Genomic DNA, 22,426 nt, shown 5'->3' with positions numbered 1-22,426 from the left:
AACCTGCGTCATCGTCATTCGATGACCTCGTCTGCGCGGGCAAGAAGCTCGATCGGAATGTCGAGCTGGATGCTTCTCGCCGTCTTCAGGTTGATAACCAGCTCGAAGGTCTTCGGCCGCTCGATCGGCAGGTCCGAGGGCTTGGCCCCCTGGAGGATGCGGGACGTGAGATAGCCGACGCGTTGCACACACTCGACGAGGTCGGGCCCGTACGAGAATAGTCCACCCGCCTGCGCGAACTCGGTCCACCCCGAAAGTGCCGGAATCCTGTGCCGGTGAGCGAATTCCACAACCTGCTTCCGGCTCTCCAGCATGACGCTGTCGGGAAGGAACACCAGGGCATCCGGCGGGGCAGCCTCAAGCGAAGCGAGGGTCTGGCCAACCTCCGCAACGCTCCGGGTCGGGATCCACTCCAACAGCATGTCCAAGGCCCGTGCTGTTTGCTCTGCGGTGAGGACCTCCACTTCGTATCCGGGATGCATCGGATCGCCCAGGAGGACGGCCCGTCTCACGTTTGGGGCAACCTCTCGCAGGAGTTCCAGACGCTTGGCATTCAGTTCGGCTGCCATGAAGGTGACGCCGGTGAGATTGCGCCCGGGCCGTGCGAGGGTGCTGGTCATACCGGCGATGATCGGATCACCGCTAAAGCCGTAAACCACCGGGATGGTGGTGATGTCGCGAACCCCGTATATCGCCCCACCCTGGGTCGCGATCACGGCCGGGTTCATCGCGACGGTCTCGGCAACGACCTTGGCGAGGCGCTCCCCCCGGTCGCCATCGGCCGAGCGGGCGAGAATGCGGACATTGCGCCCATCGATGAAGCCCTGTGCGGCGAGGCCGGAGCGGAATGCTTGCAGGTACCGGTCAACATGGTCGAGCGGGTATATGGACAGCCAGACAACCAGTGGAAGGTCCTGCCCGGCCGCCGGCACAATGGCGGCTGTCGCAGCGAAGGCGAGGACGGCGCGGCGGGTCACAGGGAGCGGAGCGATCATCGGACCCTCGTCGGGTGGTGTCGCGCCACTCGTTTATGAGGGCGCGCGCTTCTCCCGGCAAGTGATTTATCCCTGTCGCGTGGCACCATACGGTAGAGGGCTCTTGATGACTTCGGTTCCAGGTCCTCGGTCGCGTCCCATAGGGTGCCGTAGCGGAAGATGGCCATCGGCAGTTGCCCGTCAGGTTAGGTTTGGTTTGCGAACGCCAACCCTGCCCCGAAAGATCCCCGATGACCGATGCGATGATGAACCTTCGCGGCCTGTAATTCCGTCCGACACGCTCACAGGACAATTGCTCAAGAGCGATACCGCCTCTAGCGGAACGCATCATTCTCTCGACATCGGATTGATCGCGAATGTCGAAGGCAGCGCCATCGTTCTGCTGGTGAGGCGCGGGAGCGCTGGTCGCAAGACCATCGTCGTCTCGTAGGCCACGCCCGCCGGAGACGTCGCGTCTCGACGCCTCCGGTGCTTCGCTCCCGCACCCGGCGAGAGCGAGGCGCTGCGTAATTCAGCGCGCGCGGATCGAGGGCGTCGCGCAGGCCGTCGTCGAGCAGGTTGAACGACAGCACGGTTGCGAAGATGGCGATGCCGGGCCGGAGCGCCATCCAGGGCGCATTGCTCAGGACGCGCTGGGCCGAATTCAGCATCGAGCCCCAGGAGGGCGCCGGCCCAGGCCGAGACAGGACGTGCTCGCTTCCACATGATCGCGGCTGCGATCGTCAGCGTCGCCTGGACCATGAATTGCGGCAGGATGTCCGCCGATTCATCCTTGGTCGCGACTGAACTTTAGCCTGTGCGACCTCGCCGAAACGATCATCTAACTTTCGCAGCATTGTAAGTCTTTTCCATCCAAAGAATACCGGAAGAACAGGAACAAATACTCCTCAATCCATATAGATTGACTATGAATTTATGAGCCGAGCCGGTTGGCCTCGGCCCTCCGGAAAAAGGACCGCATCGAGATGGCCGAGAAGCACCATCTGATCTTGACGCTCATCATCCATGGCGCCGGATCCCACAAGCAGGCGTGGCGGGCCCTGCCCGATCGGGATGCGTTCCTGAGCCTGGATCATTATCTGGAGGTCGCGCGCATCGCCCATCGCGGCACCTTCGATGCGCTCTGGCTGCCCGATATTCCGATGACGATCTCGCCACCGGAACATACCCCCTATCATTCCGTCGACCCGACGCTGCTGATGACGGCGATTGCGGCGCAGGTCCCGGATATCGGGGTGGTTCCCACCATCTCGACCACCTATTCGCACCCCTTCACCACCGCGCGAAACATCGCGACGCTGGACGTGCTTTCCGATGGGCGCGCCGGCATCAACGCGATCATGTCCTACGCCGACCGGGCGGCGCAGAACTATGGCGATAGCGACGCGATACCCTACGACCAGCGCCAGCGCCGGGCGAACGAATTCCTCGAGGTCTACCGTCAGCTCGGTGAAAGCTGGACGCTCTCGGATGGCGGCCCGTGGCGTGACCAGGGCCTGCTGTTCGACCCCGCGCTTCGGCGCGAGATCAACTACAAGGGCGAATTCTACCAGGTCAGAGGTCCGCTGAACGTACCGCAGGCCAGAACCGGCCGCCCGCTCCTGTCGATCGCGGGCGGATCTGAGCAGAGCCTCGATCTCGCGGCGCGGCACGCAGACATTCTCTACGCCGCCCTGGTGCACAAGGGCGCGGCCCGCGACCTCGTCCGCGACCTGCATACCCGGGTCCAGAAATACGGTCGCCGGCCGGGATCGCTCAAGGTGATGCCGGGTCTGGTGCCGGTCATCGGATCGACCGAGGAAGAGGCTCGGCGCAAGCTTGAGAAGCTTGCGCTCGAGGGCGGCTATGCGACAGATCCGGTCCAGCGGATCTCCGACCTGCTGGGCTACGATCCAGCCACGCTGCATCCCGACCGCCCGTTGACGGAGGAACAGCTTCGCCTGCCTGCAAGCTGGAAGCGCCCCGTCGGCCTGTTTCACTCCGTGGCGGATGTCGCCCGACGCGATAACCTGTCGGTGCGCGAACTGGCCCGGGTCTTCCAGCTCGACATCGGCCATCGCCTGGTGGTCGGCACGCCGGAATCCGTGGCCGAGCAGATGCTCGACTGGTGGCGCGACGACGCCAGCCATGGCTTCGCCATTCGCGCGCAATATCTGCCCGAAGACGCGACGCTGCTCGCCGATGAGGTCATCCCGATTCTGCGCAAGGCAGGCGCCTTCCCGGAGGGCTATCGCAAGGAATCCCTGCGTGAGCGTTTCGGCGCCCATGACGATGCGCCCGAGCGCGCTGCCTTGGCGGGCTGAGCCATGCAGGAAGCCCCAAACGGACCCGCTGTGCTGGCGCGCCTGACCGATGAGGCGCGACGTGCGATCGCCCTCGTCTCCCGCCCCCTTGCCTGGGACAGCGGGCCGGGCGCCGACCTCGACGTCGCGATCATCGGCGGTGGGCAGAGCGGGATCGGTGCTGCCTTTGCCCTTTCGCGTGTCGGCGTCACGCATGTCGGCGTCTTTGATGCGGCTCCCAAGGGCGCAGCCGGTGTCTGGGCCACGACGGCGCGCATGGAGACCCTGCGCACGGACAAGGCGATCAGCGGGATCGATCAGGGCATTCCCGCACTGACCTTCGAACGCTGGTTCGCAGAACAATGGGGAGAGGCCGCATACCGGACGCTGGGCCGGATTCCCCGGCTGATGTGGCAGGATTATCTCGACTGGTTCCAGCGGACCGTTGCGGTCGACATTCGCCACGACATGCGGTTGATCGATGTCGACGCCGCCGAAGTCGGTTTGCGCCTGACCTTCAGCCATGGCGGATCGCACAGCATCGTCACGGCGCGCCGTCTTGTGCTGGCCACCGGGGTCGACGGGCTCGGAATGCCCTTCGTGCCGGAGGTCATCAGAAGCGGGTTGCCGGCTGGCGCCTGGGCTCACACGGCCGATCCGATCGATTTTTCGCGTTTGGCCGGGCGGCGTATCGCGGTGATCGGGGCGGCGTCCTCGGCCTTCGACGCGGCGGCAACCGCTCTGGAAGCGGGCGCCTCGCAGGTCCACCTTCTCTCCCGTGCCAGGCGGCTGGCGACGCAAAGTCCCCAGGCGCTGGCGCGCAATCCGGTTCTCTACCGCCCATTCCGTGACCTGCCCGATAGGGTCCGGTGGCAGATCATTACGCGTGGCCGGGCGAGAGGGCATGCTCCGCAGCCCACGATCGACCGCGCCGGCCGCCATCCGAATTTCCACCTGCTTCTCGGCCGCGAGATCGCCTCCGTGCGCCAGGGCAATGACGGGATCGAGATCGAGACCGGGCAGGAGACGCTGAGCGTCGACTTCATCATCGCCGGGACGGGATATCGCACGGATCTCGCCACGAGGCCCGAGCTGTCACGGATTGCCAAGCGGGTCCGCCTCTGGCGCGAAGTTCCCGGCATCGCCGACGATCGCGATGCGGTGCAGGAATGGGGCGGGCACCCCTATCTCGACCGGGAACTGGCCTTTACCGAGCGCGTTCCCGGCACCGCACCCTGGGTCAGGCGCATCCACATCTTCAACTACGGCGCCGTCGTCAGCCATGGCTATCATGTCGGCGACATCGGCAGCCACGACACCTGCATCAGACGCCTGCGCGAAGCGATCCAGGACGGCCTGTTCCGGGACAGCGCCGACCGGCTGGTTGCCCCCCTCCTCAACCCTCCGCCGGCAGCCGAGACCCATCCGGCCCGGCCCATCGCGTCCCAACCGGCCCGCCAGCTGCCCGGGCCCTCTCCCTTCCAACTGCATCTTCAAGGACTGAACCCGTGACAGGTATCGATCGCCGAACGTTCGGCAAGCTGCTCGCCGCGAGCACTTTCGTCTCGGCCGACCTCGCCGTGCCCGCCTTTGCGCAAACGAAGGCGAAAGGCGGCACGTTGCGCGTGGTCGTCACCGCAGAGCAGCCTTCCTTCGTCGACCTGTTCGGAAACGGGGCCATTCCCGCGGTACAGGGCGAGCTGGTCTCGATCGACTTCGACATGAATCCGCAGCCTTCGCTCGCCGAACGCTGGGACATCACCGAGGACGGCACCGTCTACACCTTCCATCTTCGCAAGGGTGTGAAGTGGCATGATGGCCGGCCATTCACCTCGGAAGACGTGGCCTACAGCTTCGAGACGCTGCGCGAGACGCATCCGCGTCGCCGCAACACGTTCGCCAATCTCGTGGCAGTGGAAACGCCCGACGCACACACGCTGGTCGCCCGCTTCTCGGCACCGGCGCCCTATCTTCTCGGAGCGCTGTCGGGGGTCGGCACGGCCATCCTGCCCAAGCACATCTACAAGGGGACCGATCTCAAGACCAATCCCAACAACCGCAGGCCGATCGGCACGGGCCCGTTCCTCTTCAAGGAATGGGAACAGGGCAGCCACTACGTGCTGGAGCGGAATCCGGATTACTGGGACACGGCCAAGCCCCGTGTCGAGCGGATCATCGTTCGCGTCATTCCCGATTCCGCGGCTCGGGCAGCGGCTCTCGAGACGGGCGAGATCGACATCGGCCACGGCTCGCCGATCCCTTACGGGGATGTGGAGCGCTTTCTGGCCAGCAAGCGCTTTGGCGTGGAAACCCGTGGCTATGAACTGGGCGGCAACCTGCACCAGTTGTTCTTCAACCTGGACAACAGCTTTCTCAAGGAACTGAAGGTCAGGCAGGCGATCGCGCACGCGCTGGACATCGATCGCCTGATCAAGGTCGTGTGGAATGGCTACGCCATTCCTTCACCGACCGCGATCGTTCCCGATCTGCGCAACTTCCACGACAGCACCCTCAAGCATTACGCCTACGATCCGGCACGTGCCACGAAACTGCTCGACGAGGCGGGCTTTCCCCGTGCCGCCAACGGCAAGCGGGCCACGCTGAACCTGACCTGGAACCCGGGGATGGCGCAGCAGCGCCAGGCCGCGGAATACATCCGCTATGCCCTGGGCGAAGTGGGCATCGAGGTCAAAATCCTCAACTTCGAGTTCAGTACTTACATTCAAAAGGTCTACACCGAGCGCGTCTTCGATATCGATGTGCAGAACCTCAATAACGGTTACGATCCGACCGACGGTATCGACCGCGCGTATCTGAGCTCCAACATCAAGAAGGGGCTGCCGTGGTCGAACCACACGCATTATTCCAACCCCGAGGTCGATGCCCTGCTCACCTCAGCCGCGGCTGAGAGGGATCCGGCGGAACGACGCCGCAAATATGTGGAATTTCAGCGCATCGTGCATCGCGACCTTCCCGCGGTGAACCTGGTGCAGTTCCAGCGCCTGACGATCTTCAACACCCGGGTGAAGGAGCACACACCCTACGCCGCGCGCCTGGGCAGTGACTATTTCGATCGCGTCCATCTCGAGGATTGAGCTTTCGATCTTCGAACGACGTTCGCCGTGGCGCGGTTTCCCGCCACGGCCCCATGCAGGGATCCGACATGGCCGCTCGCGCGCCGCATATTTCACTTTCAATCAACTTCCACGCTGTCGGCGTTCATCCGCGGTCATGGAAACTCGTGCCCGATCGCGATGCAGCCTGGTCGTTCCAGACCAGACTCGAGGTCGCGCGCATCGCCCATGACGGCGTCTTCGATGCGCTCTGGCTGCCGGACCTGCCCATGGCGATTACGCCTCCGGAACAGGCCCCGCTCCATATTTCGGATCCGCAATTGCTGATGGCGGCGATCGCGGCTCGCATCCCCGATATCGGCGTGGTTCCGACGGTGTCCTCGAGCTATACCGAGCCTTACACGGTCGCCCGCAACATCGCGACGTTGGATGAAATCTCCGAAGGTCGCGCCGGCGTGAACGTCATCGCGTCCTACAATCCGCGCATCGCCCAGAACTATGGCGGCGACGCGGTCCCCGACTACGCCGAACGCTATGCCCGTGCTGCCGAATATCTCGAACTGTTCGGCCGGCTGAGCGACAGCTTCCGCCTGACCAGGGATTGGGACAAGCAGCCGGACGCCGCGCGCTATCTCTACGACCCGGCAGGCCGGCGCGAGATCGACCATGTCGGCCCATTCTTCAAGGTGCGCGGCCCACTGCCCGTCCCTCAGTCTCCCTTTGGCCGGCCGCTTCTGTCGACAGCCGGCGGTTCCGAGCATGCGGTCGGTCTGGCGGCGAAATACGCCGATGTCCTCTACGCAGCCCTCGTCGACAAGGCTTCGGCGCAGGACTTCGTCGCCGGCTTGCGCGCGCAGGTTGCAGCCGAGGGCAGACCTGAGGGAGCCGTCAAGGTCGTCCCCGGTATCGTGCCGATCATCGGGTCGACCACGGATGAGGCGAAACGGCGGCTCGAGCAGCTGGTCGGGCTCTTGGGTGAATCGATCGATCCCGTGGCGCGGGTTGCGAAGCTGCTCGACCTCGATCCCGCAACGCTGCATCCCGACCGCCCATTGACTGAAGCTCAGCTGTCGACCCCGTCGCCAAACTACAAGCGGCCGCTCGGCTTCTTCCACGCGATCACCGATGTCGCCCGACGCGGAGATCTGACGGTGAACCAGCTGGCGCGGGAGTTCCAGCTGGGAGGCGGGCACAAGATCATCGTCGGCACGCCCGATATCGTCGCGAATACGATCATCGATTGGTATCGCTCGGGCGCCGCGGACGGCTTCGTCCTTCACCTCCAGGATCTGCCGCTGGATGCCCGCGACTTCGTCGATCAGGTCGTACCCTTGCTTCGCAGGGCCGGTCATTACCCGGACGGCTATGCCAAGGGCTCGCTCAGGTCGCGGCTCGGCATTCCCGGAGCACTCTGACTTCAATCTGAAAGGAGAACACCATGACGAACCGGATCTCAGGAACGGAAGCTCTGAAGCGCGTCGCGGATGGCGCAATTCTGATCGACGTTCGCAGCGCCAAGGGCCGCGCGGCGAACGGAGAGGTGCGAGACGCGGTCATCATCGGCAAGGCTGCCGTATTGACCTTCCTGCGCGACCGCTCGGGGCTGTCCGAAAGCGACCAGCCGATCGTGATCTTCTGCGGCTCGGTTGCCGGATCGGGCCCGGTCATCGAGCAGCTTGTCGCTGCCGGGATCACCCGTGCGGTTGATGTCGATGGCGGGTTTGCGGCGCTGACCGGGCCGGGCGGACTCGCGCTCGCAGAGCAGCCGTGAGCCTGCGCGCAGCGGCCTTCAGGCCACAGGGAGCGGGAGCGAGATGAGCCGCAATCGCCGTATTCTTCTCAGTCTGCGCCGGAACCTGCTCCAGGCGATCCCGACCATGTTCGTGATCGTGACGCTTGGGTTCTTCCTGATGCAGCTCGCTCCAGGCGACGTGGCCGACTACATCGCCGCGGAAACCGGAGCGGCCAGCGAGGAGGGCATCCATGCCTTGCGGGTCCAGTTCGGCTTGAACCTGCCGGTTCTGGAGCAACTCTTCGTCTATTACGACAACCTGGCGCATTTCAGCCTCGGCATCTCGCCGCGCTACGGTGCGCCGGTCTCCGACATGATCATGGCGCGCGTTCCCGGCACGCTCCTGCTGATGGGCGTCGCGATCGCCGTCGCGCTGCTCCTCGGCTTCGCCATGGGCACCACCATGGCGTTGCTGGCCCGGCGCCTGCCGGACCGCCTGCTCTCTCTTCTGTCGCTGGTCTTCTATTCCGTCCCAACCTTCTGGATCGGGCTGATGCTGATCGTCCTGTTTTCCGTCCATCTCGGGCTGTTCCCGTCGGGGGGCGCTCGCACGATCGGTGGACCGAGCGAGGGCTGGGACTGGTTCGTCGACCGGCTCCGCTACATCACGCTGCCGGCGCTGACGCTGGGGCTGAACTATGTGGCGATCTACGCGCGGCTGACGCGGGCCGCCGTGATCGAGGCCCAGCGCCACGACTATGTGCGGACGGCCATCGCCAAGGGGCTGACGCCGGCCCGCGTGATCCGTCGCCACGTGCTGCGCAACGCCCTCACCCCCATCGCCGCGCTGACCGGGGCCAAGGTGGCGGGAATGCTGGGCGGCGCGATCGTCGTCGAGACGGTCTTCAGCTGGCCGGGAATGGGACGCCTCGCCTACGAGGCCATTCTTGCCCGCGAGTATCCGGTCCTGCTCGGCATCTTGCTCGTCAGCTCAGCGCTGGTGATCGTCGCAAACGCGCTGTTCGACATCCTGCAATCGCTGCTCGACCCGAGAGTGGAGGTGAGCTGATGGCCCTGGCCGAAATGAACACCACACTTGCCGAGAACGCGCGCGGTCCCGGCGCCGGTGAGTTCGCTCCGTCGCGGAAACGCCGCCGCAGCGTGTTTTTCACCGTGCTGCGCCATTCCGGCGCTCTCGTCGGGCTGATGGTCCTGGGAGCCATCATTGCGATGGCTGCCACGGCGCCGCTGATCCGGCCGGGCGATCCGCTTGCCCTGGCGGGAACGCCGCTGCTCTGGCCGGGACAGGACCTGGCGCACCCCCTGGGGACCGACAATATGGGCCGCGATGTCCTGGCCGGCATCATGCACGGCGCCCGCGTGTCCTTGCTGGTGGGCGTTGCCGCCACGGCGCTCGGGGTTCTGGGCGGCGTCTCCGTGGGCGCCGTCGCCGGCTATTTCGGGGGGCGCATCGACAATCTGATCGTTCGCTTCATCGAGATCTTCCAGACCATCCCGGGCTTCGTCCTGCTGGTGGTTCTCGTCGCGGTCATCCAGCCGTCGATCTGGACCGTGATCATCGGCATTGCGCTGACGTCCTGGGACACGATCGCACGGCTGACCCGTGCGGAATTTCGTACCTTGCGGCAACAGGACTATGTCTCGGCCGCCCGCAGCGTGGGCTATGGCGATGCCCATATCATCCTGCGCGAGATCATCCCCAATGCGTTGCCGCCCCTGGTGGTGACGGCGACGATCATGGTCGCATCGGCGATCCTGTCGGAATCGGCGCTGGCGTTTCTGGGGCTCGGAGATCCCAATTCGGTGAGCTGGGGCGCCATGATCGGCACCGGGCGCGAGTATATCCGAACCCACTGGTATCTGACGGCCATCCCGGGGGGCTTCATCGTCGCAACCGTGTTTGCGCTCAACCTCATTGGCGATGCGCTCAACGACGCCTTGAGCCCGCATCTGGCGCGCACATGATGCATCGCTTGGACCCCGGCATGACCTCCCCCCTGCTTCAGCTCCGCAATTTGCGGGTGAGCTACGACGCCCCCCTCCGCAACGGCGTTGCCGTCGGCGGGCTGGATCTCGAAGTCGAGCGTGGAGAGACGCTCGCGCTGGTCGGCGAATCCGGGTGCGGCAAGTCGACGACGGCGCTTTCGGTCCTCGGCCTGCTGCCCGCCCATACCGAGATCAGCGGCCAGATCCTGTTCGACGGCGGCGATCTGGTCGGCATGGCGCCGGAGCGGCTCCGGGCCCTGCGCGGCCGTCAGATCGGCATGATCTTCCAGGAGCCGATGACCTCGCTCAACCCGGTCTATACGATCGGTCGCCAGATCGCCGAGGTCCTGCACGAGCATACCGACATCTCGGCCGCGGCGGCGCGGCGGCGGGTGCTCGAATTGCTTGAGCAGGTCGGGATTCCAGACCCGGCGCACCGCATCGATGCCTACCCGCACGAACTGTCCGGCGGGCAGAGGCAGCGTGCCATGATCGCCATGGCGATCGCCCTGCGCCCCCGGTTGCTCATCGCCGACGAGCCGACCACGGCGCTCGATTCCACCACGCAGATGCAGATTCTCGAGCTGATCGACGGACTCCGGCGTGAGCTGGGCATGAGCGTTCTCCTGATCTCACATGACCTGCCCCTCGTCCGGGCCTGGAGCGACCGCGTCGTGGTCATGCATCACGGGCAGAAGATGGAGACCCTCAAATCCCGTGATCTCTTCGAGGCAGGCCGCCATCCCTATACGCGCGGCCTGATCTCGGCTTCGATCCGGTTGAGCGACGAGCGGCACTACACAACCAGCCGGCTGGCCGAGGTCCGCGCCCATCGTGCCGCAAACGACGAGTTTCGTTTCGAGCTGCACACTCCGCCGGGCCGGATCGCCGCGACCGCATCTGCCCCGGACCTACCTGGCCCGGACGCAGCTGGCCCCGACGCGAGCGCTGCCCTGGACGTCAGGGATCTGACCGTTCGCTATCCCGGTGCGGACAGGCCGGCGGTGGACGGGGTGAGCTTCACCCTCGCCCGGAACCAGACCCTGGGACTGGTGGGCGAGTCCGGGAGTGGGAAATCCTCGCTCTCGCGCGCGATCATGCGATTGATACCGGGGGCGACGGGAGAGATCTCGCTCCTGGGCAAGGATCTGGCCGGCGCGCAGGGAGCCGGGTTGCGGCAGGCGCGGCGGCATATCCAGATGGTGTTCCAGGATCCCTATGCTTCGCTCAATCCGCGCCAGACGGTGGGCGATATCCTCGGCAATCCGCTCAAGCTGCACGGTATCGCAGAGCGGGGCGAGCGCGTCCGGCAGATGCTGGATCGGGTCGGGTTGCCGGCGAGCAGCGTCGACCGCTATCCGCACGAGTTCTCAGGCGGCCAGCGCCAGCGCATCGGCATCGCGCGCGCCCTCATCCTGCAACCGGACGTTCTGATCTGCGATGAACCGGTTTCCGCCCTCGACGTCTCGATTCAAGCACAGATTCTGAATTTGCTCGCGGATATCAGGGCGGAATTCGGTCTTTCCATGCTTTTCATCTCGCACGATCTTGCAGTCGTTCAATACGTGTCCGACAAGGTCATGGTCATGCAGGGAGGCAAAATTGTCGATACGGGTGATCACACCACCATCTGGCGCAGCCCCCGGCATCCATACACCAAGGCGCTGATCGCGGCCGTGAACTGACAGGGGCAACGAGCATGGCGATACCGGGCAATGCGGCAAGCTATCGGGAAGCAGTTCTCCGGCAGCCCGCCCCGAGTGATCGCCTTAACAGGAAAACGAGAGGGTCTGCCGGAATGCTGTCGCGTAAGGCGAAGTACGGCTTGAAGGCGCTGGCCTATTTGGCATTGTCGGACAATGCAGTGCTCCAGCAACCCGGAACCATCGCAGCAGCCCGCAATATCCCGCGCAAGTTCCTCGAGGGCATCCTCGTTGAACTGCGCAATGCCGGCTTCGTGGCCAGCCATAAGGGAAGAGCTGGTGGCTACCGGCTGGCGCGGCCTGCCGCAGAGATAAGGCTGGGATCGGTCATTCGCCATCTGGATGGAGCATTGGCGCCGATACCCTGTGCCAGCCGCAGCAGATATGAGCCCTGCCCGGACTGCGACGAGCCCAAATGCGAGGTGCGGCGTGTCATGATCGAGGTCCGCCAGGCGATCTGCGATGTCCTCGATCATCGCAGCCTGGCCGATCTGTCCGCGCAGCTGGAACTGGGGCTCCTGGTCGATATTCCCTGCGCGGACTGAACGATCGGCAGGTCGCCTGGCCCCCGGGGCCGTTCGGCCCCGCAGCGGCCCGACGCTTACCTGGTCAATGGTGAGACGCGTGCGCCCGCCTGCGCCAGAGCATGAAAGCCGCCCGCCACATCAAGCACCCGTTCAATTCCGGCGGACCGCAACACCCGGACGATCGCAGCACTGGCATCGTCCCTCGAACAGAAGATGACGAACAGCTTTTCCCCATTCCGGAATGGTCGAAGCGCGTCGAGGATATCGATCTTCTCGATATGTCGAGCCCCCTCGATGATGCCTTCCTTGTCCCGGTAAGGCACGGTGCGGACGTCGATCAGCTCGCCACCTTCGCGGATGAGCTCCAAGGCGGCCTCGGCCGAGACACGCTCCGGCAATGAAGATGATGCGCTTCGCGCCCATCGGTCGTTCTGTTCAATCATCAAGTCCGCCATTCAGGGCCGCTGATAGGCGTCCCATCGCCATTGCCAGAACTCCAGGATCAAGGTGGAGAGGATCTGACCCGAGCCCCTGTTCCTCCGGCCAATGCAAGAATCCCGAATTTTGATTCTGGCCCGGTGCGCCCTGTTTTTCCAGCCCGGAATCGCGTGCAGGCCCCGGGGCGGTCATCATGACGCGCCTCACAACAGCGTGCCCGGTTTGCAGATCGCGCAGGTCGCTCGGAACAGCTTCGTTTGCGCCCGGAAAGATGCCGGCAAGGACGGGCGCCGCCCGGAGATCGGCGCCCCGGGAACAGGGACAGCCCCGCTCCCGCGGGCAGCGAGAGCGGGGCGCCGCGTCGGTCAGCGCGCGCGCGGGTCGAGGGCGTCGCGGAGGCCGTCGCCGAGCAGGTTGAACGACAGCACGGTTGCGAAGATGGCGATGCCGGGCCAGAGCGCCATCCAGGGCGCATTGCTCAGGAAGCGCTGGGCCGAATTCAGCATCGAGCCCCAGGAGGGCGCCGGCGGCTGCAGGCCGAGGCCGAGAAAGGACATGCTCGCTTCCGCGATGATCGCAGCCGCGATCGTCAGCGTCGCCTGGACCATGAGCTGCGGCAGGATGTTCGGCAGGATGTGGCGCACCGCGATGCGCCATTGCGGATTGCCGACAGCGCTGGCCGCCTCGACATAGTCCTCCGCCTTGATCGACAGCACCTGGCCGCGGGTCAGGCGGATGAAGAGCGGCATGGCGGTGATGCCGATCGCCAGCATCGCGTTCGTCAGGCTGGGCCCGAGGAAGGCCGCGAGCGCGATCGCCAGGATCAGGAACGGACAGGCCAGCATCGCATCGGTGAACCGGCTGATCAGCCCGTCGACCAGGCCGCCGAGAAAGCCGGCGGCGAGCCCGAGCGGCACGCCGATCGCCATGGCGATGCCGACCGAGGTGAGGCCCGCCAGCAGCGAGGCCCTGGCGCCCCAGATGATGCGCGAAAGCATGTCGCGGCCGGCCTCGTCCGTCCCGAACCAATGCGCGGCGGACGGCGCCTTGCGCACCGCAGTCCAGCTCTGCGCCGCCGGATCATAAGGCGCCAGCAGCGGCGCGAAGATGGCGACGAACACCATGAGCAGCACGACGGCGAGACCGACCAGCGCGCTCTTGCGCTTCGACAGGCGCCGCCACACGCGGCCGCGGAAGAAGTTCGCGACGGGATTGGCCGAAGGCTTGGGTTCCGAGATCGTCAGCACAGCTCAGCTTCTCAGTCTTGGGTTGACGAGGATGTATCCGATGTCGGCCAGCAGATTGAGGACGATGTAGAAGAGCGAGGTCACGAGCACGACGCCCTGCACCACGGGATAGTCGCGGGTGAAGACGGCATCGACGATCAGCTTGCCGAAGCCCGGAATCGTGAAGATCTGCTCGGTCAGGACCGCGCCGGACAAAAGCGCGCCGAACTCAAGCGCGCCAAGCGTGATGATCGGCGTCAGCGCATTCCGCATCGCATGCTTGAACACCACGACCCATTCGCTGAGGCCTTTGGCGCGCGCGGTGCGAACGTAATCGCTTTCGAGCGCCTGCAGCATCGCGCTGCGGGTGTGGCGCATGATGACGCCGGCAATCGCAGTGCCGAGCACGCAAGCGGGCATGATCGTCGTCGAGAGGTTCATCTTCAGGTCCTCCCAGGGGCTGACGAAGCCGGATGCCGGCAGCCAGCCGAGATGGACCGAGAAGAACATGATCAGCATGATGCCGAGCCAGAAATTCGGCACCGAGATGCCGGCAAGCGACGCGACATTGGTGGTGTAGTCGATCGCGCTGTTCGGGCGCAGAGCCGAGATGACGCCCGCCGTGATGCCGACGACGAGCGCGATCAGGATGCCCATGACCGCGAGCTGCAGCGTCACCGGCAGCTTGAGCAGGATCAGCTCGAGGACGGGGCGGTTATGGCGCATGGATTCGCCGAGATCGCCGGTCACCACGCCCTTCAGCCAGTAGAGATACTGCACGATCAGGGGCTGATCGAGGTGATACTGGGCGCGGATGGCGGCCAGCGTCGCCTCATCTGGATTTTCGCCGGCGAGCACCAGCGCCGGATCGCCCGGCAGGAGATGCTGCAGCGAGAAGATGATCATCGACAGAAGGATGACCGTCGGGACGAGTTGCAGAAGGCGGCGTCCAAGAAGCGAAGACATGGGTCAGCCCTCCGTCACGGTCTGGGCCGGCCGCGCAGCCATGGCTTCAAACGCCGCGAACAGCTTTTCGAGCTTCGGGTTGCGCGGTTCGCGCGCAATCTCGCCCGCATCCTGCGCCGGCAGTTCGCGCCAGAAGGCACAGGCATTGGCATGGCCGCCCGCCTCGACCTCGAGCACCATGCTCACGCTCTTGCAGTCCGGCCGCGCATGCGGGCAGCGTGTATGCAGCCGGCATCCCTCGGGCGGGGAAAGCGGGCTCGGCAGATCGCCATGGAGTCTCGCCGCGCGCGAGCGCTGATGGCTCGGCGGCGCCGCAACCGGAATGGCGGAGAGCAACGCCCGCGTATAGGGGTGGCGCGGCGCGGCGAAGATCTCGTCGGACGTGCCCATCTCGACGACCTTGCCGAGATACATCACGGCGACGCGATCGGCGATGTGCTTCACGACGCCGAGGTCGTGCGAGATGAAGACGAAGGCAATGCCGAGCCGCTTCTGCAGGTTCTTCAACAGATTGAGGACCTGCGCCTGGATCGAGACGTCTAGCGCCGACACCGCCTCGTCGCAGATGATCGCCTTCGGTTCGGAGGCGAGCGCCCGGGCGATGACCACGCGCTGGCGCTGGCCGCCGGAGAATTCATGCGGATAGCGGTCCGCCTGTTCCGGGCGCAGGCCGACCATCTCCAGAAGCTCAGCGACGCGCCTGGCGCGCTGCCCGGCCGGCACGATGTCGTGCAGCATCAGCGGCTCGGCGATCGTCTGGGCGATCGTCATGCGCGGGTTGAGCGAGGCATAGGGGTCCTGGAAGATCAGCTGCACATGCCGGCGCTGCGCGCGCACCGCCGTATGGCTGGCATGGGTGACGTCCTGCCCGTCGATGAAGACCTCGCCCGAGCTGGGCTCGATCAGGCGCATCAGCAGGCGGCCGAGCGTCGACTTGCCGCACCCGGATTCGCCGACGATGGCGAGCGTTTCGCCGGGCATCAGCGACAGGGTCACGTCATCGACCGCGCCGACGGTCGCGAGCGGGCGGCCAAACAGCGAGCGCTTGACGACGAAGCTCTTGCCGAGGCCCCGGGCTTCGAGGATCGGCTTGGCCGCGGGGGCGCTGGAGGCGCTCTGGATCATGGGACGAGGTCCTGCATGGGCGCACGCCAGCAGCGGCTGAAATGACCGGCCGTGACCTCGATGAGGTCCGGCATCTCGGCGCAGCGCTCGACGCGGAAGGGGCAACGCGCCTGGAACCGGCAACCCGAGGGCGGATTGGCCATGTCGGGCACGGTGCCGGTGATGGCGACCAGCTGCTCGCGCTTTTCGTCGAGGCGCGGCAGCGAGCCGAGCAGGCCGACGGTGTAGGGGTGCTGCGGGAAGGTGAAGAGGTCCTCGACCGAACATTGCTCGACGACCTGGCCGGCATACATGACGATGACGTCGTCGCAGGATTCCGCGACCACGCCGAGATCATGGGTGATCAGGATGATGGCGGTGCCGGTCTTCTGCTGCAGCTCGCGCATCAGCTCGAGCACCTGCGCCTGGATGGTGACGTCGAGCGCGGTCGTCGGTTCGTCGGCGATCAGCAGCTCGGGATCGCAGGCCAGCGCCATGGCGATCATCACGCGCTGGCGCATGCCGCCCGAGAGATTGTGCGGATATTGATGGTAGCGGGTCTCGGGCGAAGGAATGCGCACCAGCTTCAGCATGGCGATGGCGCGTTCGGTCGCCTCCTTCTTCGAGATCGGCCGGTGGCGCAGGATGACCTCGTTGATCTGCTCACCCACGGTGTAGGACGGGTTGAGCGAGGTCATCGGCTCCTGGAAGATCATCGCCAGCCGGTTGCCGCGCAGGCTGCGCATGCCGGATTTGCTCTCTTCGAGCAGCTCTCGGCCATCGAAGACGACGCTGCCTGAAATGCGTGCGCTGTGTTCCGGCAGAAGCCGCATGACCGCGAGCGAGGTGACGCTCTTGCCGCTGCCGGATTCGCCGACGATCGCCAGCGTGCGCCCTTTCCGAACCGAGAAGCTGACGCCGTCGACCGCCGTCACGGTACGCGTGTCGCCCGCAAAGGCGACACGCAGGTTGGTGACGTCGAGGACGGACGCTGATGCGTCATCGGCCTGGACGGTTCGGAGAGGGGTGCTCATCGCAGCCTTGATACCTGCTCAGCTTTTTCGGCTGACGTCAGCCAGGCGGATGATGCCATCCGGAGCGGGCTTGAGGCCGGTGATCTTGGAGCTGTGCGCGAAGATCCACTGCGAGTGGTAGAGATAGACGATCGGCAGGTCCTTGAGCAGGATCGCGACCGCCTTGGCGTATTCGGCCTGGCGCGCAGCCGGGTCCCCGAGCGAGCGGGCCTTGGCGAGGATCGCGTCGAGCGCCTCGTTGCAATACTTGGCGTCGTTCGTCGCCGCGCCGCAGGAGAGCATCGGCGTGACGTTCAGGTCGGGATCGACGCGGCCGCTCCAGCCGACGAGATGCGACTGGAACTTGCCCTGGCGGGCGACGTCGAGCAGCGTCATCAGTTCGGTCGGCTTGATCGAAACCTTGATGCCGATGTCCTGGACCATCGCCTGGATGAGCTGGGCGACCTGCTGGCGTTCGGCATCGGTGGGAACGAGCAGTTCCAGATTGACCGACTTCACGCCGGCCTCGGCCATCTTCTTCTTGGCGGCATCGAGATCACGGGCCGGAACCGGGAAGCTCTTGTCGTAGAACGGGCTCGACGGCGGGAACGGCTGGTTGCCGATGCTGGCCTGGCCGTCGAAGACGACATTGCTGATGGCCTGGCGATCGATCGCGAGGCTGAAGGCTTCGCGGATCGCGGCCTTCTTGCCGGCATCGAGATTGGCGCCATCGCCACCGATGCTGAAGGTGATGCCGTAATAGCCAAGCCCGACGACGGGATCGACGGCGAGCGCCTTGTCGGCCTTGACGGCGTCCACATCGGTCGCAGCCAGGCGCTCGATCAGGTCGAGCTGGCCCGAGCGCAGATTCAGCAGGCGGACGTTGGAATCCGGCATGCCGCGATAGATCAGGCGATCGAACTTGTACTTCGCCGCATCGTAATATTGCGGGAATTTTTCAAGGACGATGCGGTCCTGGACCACGCGCTCCAGGAATTTGTAGGGGCCGGAGCAGACCGGCGCATCGGTGAACTTGTCGCCGAGCTTTGCACCGGCCGCCGGGCTGATGATCATGCCGGCGCGGTCGCTGAGCGCGGCGAGCAGCGGAACCGAAGGCTCCTTGAGGCTGATCTTGACGGTGGTCGGATCGACGGCTTCGACGCTCTTGATCGCGCTGATCTCAGCCTTGCGTCGCGAGATGCCCGAGGTGAGAGCGCGCTCCAGATTGTACTTGATCGCCGCGGCGTCGACCTTGGTGCCGTCATGGAAGACGGCATCGCCGCGCAGCGTCAGGGTCAGCACGGTGCTGTCTGCGCTCCATTCCCAGCTGGCCGCCAGCATCGGGATGATCTTGCCGTTCTGGTCGATGTCGACGATCTTGTCGCAGAGCGACTGCAGGACGTGGCGGCCGACGAAGCTCCAGTTGGACACCGGGTCGAGCGTATCGGGATCGTCCTGCAGGCCGATCTTGAGAACGGTCTGGGCGGCGGCGGGCGCCACCGTCACGGCCATGGCGCCGAGCGCCAGGCTGGCGGCGAGTGCAAGATAAGTCGGTTTCATCGATAGTCCCCTCTCCTGTTCCGGAATGCTTGTCTTGCTGGATCAGCGTGCGACCGCATAACCCTGGACGCCTCGCGGATTGGCGCCGGCCTTCACCAGCTGCACGTCGCCATCCATCTCGCGGGCAACCGCCGAGAGGCGCCCTTCGGACCAGGCGTCGCCGACGGTGATCTTGTGCCCCCTCGCCGCCAGATCGTCGCGAACCGCCTGCGGGAAGCGATCTTCGAGCGTGATCGCGCCGAAGCTGATCTCGCGCGGCCAGAACGAGCTTGCGAGATGGTCAGTATGGAAGGACGGGGCGTCGATCGCTTCCTGAAGGTTCATGCCCTTGTGGAGATGACGCAGCAGCATGATCAGCTGCCATTGATCCTGCTGGTCGCCGCCCGGCGTGCCGAAGGCCATGTAGGGCTGGCCGTCCCGGTAGACGGTCGACGGGGTCAGCGTCGTGCGCGGTCGCTTCGATGGCGCCAGCGTCGAGTTCAGGCCCTCTTCGAGCCAGAACATCTGGGCGCGGGTCGTCAGGCTGAAGCCGAGGCCGGGAATGACCGGGCTCGACTGGAACCAGCCGCCGGACGGCGTCGCCGACACCATATTGCCCCAGCGGTCGACCGCGCTGACCTGCACGGTGTCGCCGCGCTGCGCGCCTTCGCGGGTCAGCGCGGGTTCGCCCTGCCGGTCATTCGGCAATTTGGCTTCGCGGGCGACCGTCGGTTCGCCGCCGCCGAGGCCGGGCTGCGCGATGGTGCCGACCGTGCGCAGCGGCGGCAGATTGGGATTGCGGCCTTCCGGAGTGCCGGGGAGCACCTCCATCGACGCCGTGCCCGTGATCAGTGCGCGGCGGATATCGGCATAGCCGGAGGAGAGCAGCGCCTTGATCGGCACATCGGAGCTGTCGCCATACCAGGAATCACGGTCGGCCATCGCGAGCTTGGCCGTCTCGACGACGAGATGGACGAAATCGGCGCTGGTCGGATCGAGATCGGCGATATCCGTGCCCTTGAGGAGCTGCAGCATCTGCAGCAGGACGGGGCCTTGCGACCACGGCCCGCATTTGAAGACCTCGCAATCGCCATAGGTCACCGAGACCGGCTTTTCGATCGACGGCTGATAATCGGCCATGTCCTGGGCGGTGATCAGGCCCTTGTGGTGGCGGCCCGAGACGTCCCAGACTTCCTCGGTGGCGCAGAATTCCTCGATCCGCTCGGCAACCGGGCCGCGATACCAGAAGTCGAGCGCCGCATTGATGCGTGCCTCGCGATTCCCGGCCGATTTCGCGTGGTCGAGGATCTGCTGGTAGAGCGCGGCAATCTGCGGATTGCGGAAGAGCTTGCCGGACTGAGGCGCTGCGCCGCCCGGCAGGTAGATCTCCGCGGAGCTCGGCCAGTGGGTCTCGAACAGCTCGCGCATCGAGGCGATCGTCCGGGCGATGCGCGGCACGAGCGGGTGGCCGGTCCTGGCGTAATAGATCGCGGGCGCCAGAACGTCTTCGAGCTCGGCCGTGCCGTAATCGCGCAGCAGCGTCAGCCAGGCGCCGAACGCGCCGGGAATGCAGGCGGCGAGCAGGCCGGTGCCTGGAATGATATCGAGGCCGAGATCCTTGAAATGCTTGATGGTCGCCTTCGCAGGGGACGGCCCCTGCCCGCAGATGACGATCGGGGTCTCGGCGCCGGCCGGGGTCACGATGATCGGCACTTCGCCGGCCGGGCCGTTGAGATGCGGCTCGACGATCTGCAGGACGAAACCGGTGGCGACCGCGGCATCAAAGGCGGTGTGGCCCTTTTCCAAGATGGACATGCCGACGGTCGAGGCCAGCCAATGCGTCGAGGAAACGGCTCCGAATGTGCCCCTGAGTTCCGGTCGCGTCGTAAATGTCATGGCAATTCCTCATTTCCAGCCGTTCGCGACCGCCTGACGGTGCGTGTCGACAAGGCCGGAGATCCACGCGGGGATGATAGACAAGCCTCAGGATTTTGTGCCGCAGCTCATGCGGGAGCGGCTCGTTTTGTATATTTTTTGTCCACATTGCAACAGGATTGTGTACTCATCGGGATCGGCCGAGGTGACGATCTGGAATGGTGGGCTTGCGCGTGGCGGAGTTGGGAACAGAGGAACGCGTGATGCTGGACATGCCGGCGGCCACCAAGAAAAGCCGCAGTGATTTCATCGCCGAACAGCTCGAAGAGGCTGTCATCAACGGCGAGATTCCGGCCGGTGCCCGGCTCGATGAAGCCTCCATCGCCCTGCAGTTCGGCGTCTCCCGCACGCCCGTCCGGGAAGCCTTGCATATCCTGTGCGGGCGGGGGCTGGCCGAGCGGGAGCCCTATAAGGGCGTGGTCGTGACGCAGATTTCCACGGAGCGCATCGACGAGATGTTCGAGGCCATGGCCGAGCTGGAGGCGACCTGCGGCCGGCTCTCCTCACACCGGATGACGATGCGGGAGCGGGCCGAACTCGAAAGCCTGCACCGCCAGATGAATGCGCTGGCCGACGAGGGCGACCTCGATGGCTATAACGAGCTCAACACGCAGTTTCACAGCCTGCTCTTCCAGGGCAGCCATAACAGCGACCTGATCGCGGTTGCCCAGACGCTACGGCTGAAACTCGCGCCGTTCCGCAAATTCCAGCTCAAGGACAAGGGACGCGTCAAGCGCTCCTGCCGCGAGCATCAGCAGATCGTCGACGCGATCCTGGATCAGGACGCGAAGACTGCGGAGAACGCGCTGCGCCGCCATCTCGTCTCGGCGGCCCAGGAAGTCCTGATCAAACGGCAGCGGCAGGAAGACGAGGCCGTGGCCAAGACTGCGCTCTGACGCACTCTGAAAGATGAGCTCCAAATGACTGATAGGATTGAGAAAGAGGCGATCCGCGCGGTGATCGCCACGATGCAGGCGGCCTGGAACCGCGGCGATTTCGAAGGCTATATGGCGGGCTTCGCCAATCCCGATGTGGTCTTCGTCTCGCGCGGCCGCATCCAGAAGGACTGGCAGGGAACGCTCGACCATTACATCGCCGATTATGGCGGCGGGCCGGGTTCGCAGGGCGAACTCGCCTTTTCCAACATCCGCATCGAGATGCTGGCGCCCGATGCCGCCCAGCTGATCAGCGACTACAAGCTGGTGCGCGCCGCCGGCAACCAGACCGGCGTCAACACCCGCCTGATGCGCAAGCGCGACAACCAATGGGTCATCGCCCTCAACCACGTCTCGCAGATCGAACCCGCCCATGCCGGCGGAAAGGCCCCGGCCCGGGACTGAACCGAAGGGCGGGAGCGTGGCTCATGGCACCGCCCTGCGCCACACAGCAGGGAGCCGGCCGTGGCGGACGTCGATTCAGTCGGTAAGACGCCGAAGTTTGCCGGCGATCGGTCGGCGGGCCCGATCGCGGCAGGAGCGGCGGTTGGGCTCCCCGGAAGCTGACGCTCACATGGAGGAAGGCCGGGGACGATTATCGCATTGGATCTGCCGGCGAACTCGCCCTCCGGAGATTTTCCACGCGCTGTCTCCTGTGCAGACCAGACGAGGCAGCACGCGATCGGCAACCCGCCAGTCATCGGAGCGATGCGTCTCTATCCCCCGCCAGGAGCGCGGAGCTCATTGACCTATCGGAATGGCCAAGCAATGGTCACCTTCGAGGTCAACAAGATGAAGCGCGTCTTGGCTGCCGAACGACGGACTTGAGAAGCGGCGCCCAGATGCCCCACACGGACCACCCGAAGGCCGCCACAAAGTCTCATGCCGAGCGCTGGTTGAAGCGACTGCCACTACGCTGGACACGCAACGTTGTCGTGGTCGGACTTGCA

General features: G+C 65.2%; 19 protein-coding genes and 1 pseudogene. 11 read left to right on the top strand and 9 right to left on the bottom strand.

Annotated features, from left to right (window positions below; genetic code table 11):
* Window positions 1-14: 14 nt before the first annotated feature.
* Together AB4099_RS24660 and AB4099_RS24655 are read right to left on the bottom strand one after the other, a co-directional pair.
* Window positions 15-995, bottom strand: a complete 981-nt coding sequence (locus AB4099_RS24660) for an ABC transporter substrate-binding protein (RefSeq protein WP_113511896.1) — start codon at window positions 993-995, stop codon at window positions 15-17.
* Window positions 996-1,513: 518 nt separating this feature from the next.
* Window positions 1,514-1,754 (bottom strand): annotated as a pseudogene (locus AB4099_RS24655) (ABC transporter permease); the annotation flags it as partial.
* A 206-nt stretch (window positions 1,755-1,960) separates the two neighbouring features.
* Between AB4099_RS24655 and AB4099_RS24650 the strand changes: the two are divergent.
* From AB4099_RS24650 to AB4099_RS24610, 9 genes are all read left to right on the top strand, one after another.
* Complete coding sequence (locus AB4099_RS24650) at window positions 1,961-3,298, top strand: NtaA/DmoA family FMN-dependent monooxygenase (RefSeq protein ID WP_113511893.1); 1,338 nt, start codon at window positions 1,961-1,963, stop codon at window positions 3,296-3,298.
* 3 nt (window positions 3,299-3,301) lie between these two features.
* On the top strand, window positions 3,302-4,789 hold the full coding sequence (locus AB4099_RS24645) for an NAD(P)-binding domain-containing protein (protein WP_441479979.1): 1,488 nt from the start codon (window positions 3,302-3,304) through the stop codon (window positions 4,787-4,789).
* Window positions 4,786-6,372, top strand: coding sequence for an ABC transporter substrate-binding protein (locus AB4099_RS24640; protein ID WP_441479978.1), 1,587 nt, complete (start codon window positions 4,786-4,788; stop codon window positions 6,370-6,372). The genes AB4099_RS24645 and AB4099_RS24640 overlap by 4 nt, the downstream gene beginning before the upstream one ends.
* Window positions 6,373-6,425: 53 nt before the next feature.
* Window positions 6,426-7,766 (top strand): NtaA/DmoA family FMN-dependent monooxygenase, encoded by a 1,341-nt coding sequence (locus AB4099_RS24635; protein WP_441479977.1) that lies wholly within the window; start codon window positions 6,426-6,428, stop codon window positions 7,764-7,766.
* A gap of 23 nt (window positions 7,767-7,789) precedes the next feature.
* On the top strand, window positions 7,790-8,122 hold the full coding sequence (locus tag AB4099_RS24630; protein ID WP_113511885.1) for a rhodanese-like domain-containing protein: 333 nt from the start codon (window positions 7,790-7,792) through the stop codon (window positions 8,120-8,122).
* A gap of 43 nt (window positions 8,123-8,165) precedes the next feature.
* Complete coding sequence (locus tag AB4099_RS24625; protein ID WP_441479976.1) at window positions 8,166-9,152, top strand: ABC transporter permease; 987 nt, start codon at window positions 8,166-8,168, stop codon at window positions 9,150-9,152.
* Window positions 9,152-10,069, top strand: a complete 918-nt coding sequence (locus tag AB4099_RS24620) for an ABC transporter permease (protein WP_113511881.1) — start codon at window positions 9,152-9,154, stop codon at window positions 10,067-10,069. The genes AB4099_RS24625 and AB4099_RS24620 overlap by 1 nt, the downstream gene beginning before the upstream one ends.
* 20 nt (window positions 10,070-10,089) lie before the next feature.
* Window positions 10,090-11,775, top strand: a complete 1,686-nt coding sequence (locus AB4099_RS24615; RefSeq protein ID WP_441479975.1) for an ABC transporter ATP-binding protein — start codon at window positions 10,090-10,092, stop codon at window positions 11,773-11,775.
* Window positions 11,776-11,888: 113 nt separating this feature from the next.
* On the top strand, window positions 11,889-12,338 hold the full coding sequence (locus AB4099_RS24610) for an RrF2 family transcriptional regulator (protein ID WP_113511879.1): 450 nt from the start codon (window positions 11,889-11,891) through the stop codon (window positions 12,336-12,338).
* Window positions 12,339-12,394: 56 nt separating this feature from the next.
* On the opposite strand, the gene AB4099_RS24605 is transcribed toward AB4099_RS24610, so the two are convergent.
* The 7 genes from AB4099_RS24605 to AB4099_RS24575 form a co-directional block, all read right to left on the bottom strand.
* Window positions 12,395-12,775, bottom strand: coding sequence for a rhodanese-like domain-containing protein (locus AB4099_RS24605; protein WP_441479974.1), 381 nt, complete (start codon window positions 12,773-12,775; stop codon window positions 12,395-12,397).
* A 348-nt stretch (window positions 12,776-13,123) separates the two neighbouring features.
* Window positions 13,124-14,005: an ABC transporter permease gene (locus AB4099_RS24600; protein WP_441479973.1), complete on the bottom strand. Its 882-nt coding sequence runs from the start codon at window positions 14,003-14,005 to the stop codon at window positions 13,124-13,126.
* A gap of 3 nt (window positions 14,006-14,008) precedes the next feature.
* The gene (locus tag AB4099_RS24595) at window positions 14,009-14,950 is read right to left on the bottom strand and encodes an ABC transporter permease (protein ID WP_441479972.1); all 942 of its coding nucleotides are present in this window, start codon (window positions 14,948-14,950) and stop codon (window positions 14,009-14,011) included.
* Window positions 14,951-14,953: 3 nt separating this feature from the next.
* Window positions 14,954-16,075, bottom strand: coding sequence for an ABC transporter ATP-binding protein (locus AB4099_RS24590; protein WP_441479971.1), 1,122 nt, complete (start codon window positions 16,073-16,075; stop codon window positions 14,954-14,956).
* On the bottom strand, window positions 16,072-17,088 hold the full coding sequence (locus AB4099_RS24585) for an ABC transporter ATP-binding protein (protein WP_441479970.1): 1,017 nt from the start codon (window positions 17,086-17,088) through the stop codon (window positions 16,072-16,074). The genes AB4099_RS24590 and AB4099_RS24585 overlap by 4 nt, the downstream gene beginning before the upstream one ends.
* Window positions 17,089-17,106: 18 nt before the next feature.
* Window positions 17,107-18,627: an ABC transporter substrate-binding protein gene (locus AB4099_RS24580; protein ID WP_441479969.1), complete on the bottom strand. Its 1,521-nt coding sequence runs from the start codon at window positions 18,625-18,627 to the stop codon at window positions 17,107-17,109.
* 42 nt (window positions 18,628-18,669) lie between these two features.
* On the bottom strand, window positions 18,670-20,502 hold the full coding sequence (locus AB4099_RS24575; protein ID WP_441479968.1) for a gamma-glutamyltransferase family protein: 1,833 nt from the start codon (window positions 20,500-20,502) through the stop codon (window positions 18,670-18,672).
* Between the two features lie 242 nt (window positions 20,503-20,744).
* Between AB4099_RS24575 and AB4099_RS24570 the strand changes: the two genes are divergently transcribed.
* Together AB4099_RS24570 and AB4099_RS24565 are read left to right on the top strand one after the other, a co-directional pair.
* Window positions 20,745-21,437: a GntR family transcriptional regulator gene (locus AB4099_RS24570; RefSeq protein WP_441479967.1), complete on the top strand. Its 693-nt coding sequence runs from the start codon at window positions 20,745-20,747 to the stop codon at window positions 21,435-21,437.
* Between the two features lie 24 nt (window positions 21,438-21,461).
* A complete protein-coding gene (locus tag AB4099_RS24565) occupies window positions 21,462-21,881 on the top strand; it encodes a nuclear transport factor 2 family protein (protein ID WP_441479966.1) in 420 nt (139 codons plus the stop codon).
* Window positions 21,882-22,426: the final 545 nt, after the last annotated feature.

It is taken from the genome of Allobosea sp. 2KB_26 (assembly GCF_052115715.1).
Lineage (GTDB): Bacteria > Pseudomonadota > Alphaproteobacteria > Rhizobiales > Beijerinckiaceae > Allobosea.
The sequence above is the reverse complement of the archived record's forward strand: the minus strand, read 5'-3'. Positions and strand labels throughout refer to the sequence as shown.

What these genes read in the sequence shown, in the direction of transcription:
- AB4099_RS24660 (WP_113511896.1), bottom strand. Translation starts at nt 995, where the DNA reads ATGATCGCTCCGCTCCCTGTGACCCGCCGCGCCGTCCTCGCCTTCGCT.
- AB4099_RS24650 (WP_113511893.1), top strand. Translation starts at nt 1,961, where the DNA reads ATGGCCGAGAAGCACCATCTGATCTTGACGCTCATCATCCATGGCGCC.
- AB4099_RS24645 (WP_441479979.1), top strand. Translation starts at nt 3,302, where the DNA reads ATGCAGGAAGCCCCAAACGGACCCGCTGTGCTGGCGCGCCTGACCGAT.
- AB4099_RS24635 (WP_441479977.1), top strand. Translation starts at nt 6,426, where the DNA reads ATGCAGGGATCCGACATGGCCGCTCGCGCGCCGCATATTTCACTTTCA.
- AB4099_RS24630 (WP_113511885.1), top strand. Translation starts at nt 7,790, where the DNA reads ATGACGAACCGGATCTCAGGAACGGAAGCTCTGAAGCGCGTCGCGGAT.
- AB4099_RS24625 (WP_441479976.1), top strand. Translation starts at nt 8,166, where the DNA reads ATGAGCCGCAATCGCCGTATTCTTCTCAGTCTGCGCCGGAACCTGCTC.
- AB4099_RS24620 (WP_113511881.1), top strand. Translation starts at nt 9,152, where the DNA reads ATGGCCCTGGCCGAAATGAACACCACACTTGCCGAGAACGCGCGCGGT.
- AB4099_RS24615 (WP_441479975.1), top strand. Translation starts at nt 10,090, where the DNA reads ATGACCTCCCCCCTGCTTCAGCTCCGCAATTTGCGGGTGAGCTACGAC.
- AB4099_RS24610 (WP_113511879.1), top strand. Translation starts at nt 11,889, where the DNA reads ATGCTGTCGCGTAAGGCGAAGTACGGCTTGAAGGCGCTGGCCTATTTG.
- AB4099_RS24605 (WP_441479974.1), bottom strand. Translation starts at nt 12,775, where the DNA reads ATGGCGGACTTGATGATTGAACAGAACGACCGATGGGCGCGAAGCGCA.
- AB4099_RS24595 (WP_441479972.1), bottom strand. Translation starts at nt 14,950, where the DNA reads ATGTCTTCGCTTCTTGGACGCCGCCTTCTGCAACTCGTCCCGACGGTC.
- AB4099_RS24590 (WP_441479971.1), bottom strand. Translation starts at nt 16,075, where the DNA reads ATGATCCAGAGCGCCTCCAGCGCCCCCGCGGCCAAGCCGATCCTCGAA.
- AB4099_RS24585 (WP_441479970.1), bottom strand. Translation starts at nt 17,088, where the DNA reads ATGAGCACCCCTCTCCGAACCGTCCAGGCCGATGACGCATCAGCGTCC.
- AB4099_RS24580 (WP_441479969.1), bottom strand. Translation starts at nt 18,627, where the DNA reads ATGAAACCGACTTATCTTGCACTCGCCGCCAGCCTGGCGCTCGGCGCC.
- AB4099_RS24575 (WP_441479968.1), bottom strand. Translation starts at nt 20,502, where the DNA reads ATGACATTTACGACGCGACCGGAACTCAGGGGCACATTCGGAGCCGTT.
- AB4099_RS24570 (WP_441479967.1), top strand. Translation starts at nt 20,745, where the DNA reads ATGCTGGACATGCCGGCGGCCACCAAGAAAAGCCGCAGTGATTTCATC.
- AB4099_RS24565 (WP_441479966.1), top strand. Translation starts at nt 21,462, where the DNA reads ATGACTGATAGGATTGAGAAAGAGGCGATCCGCGCGGTGATCGCCACG.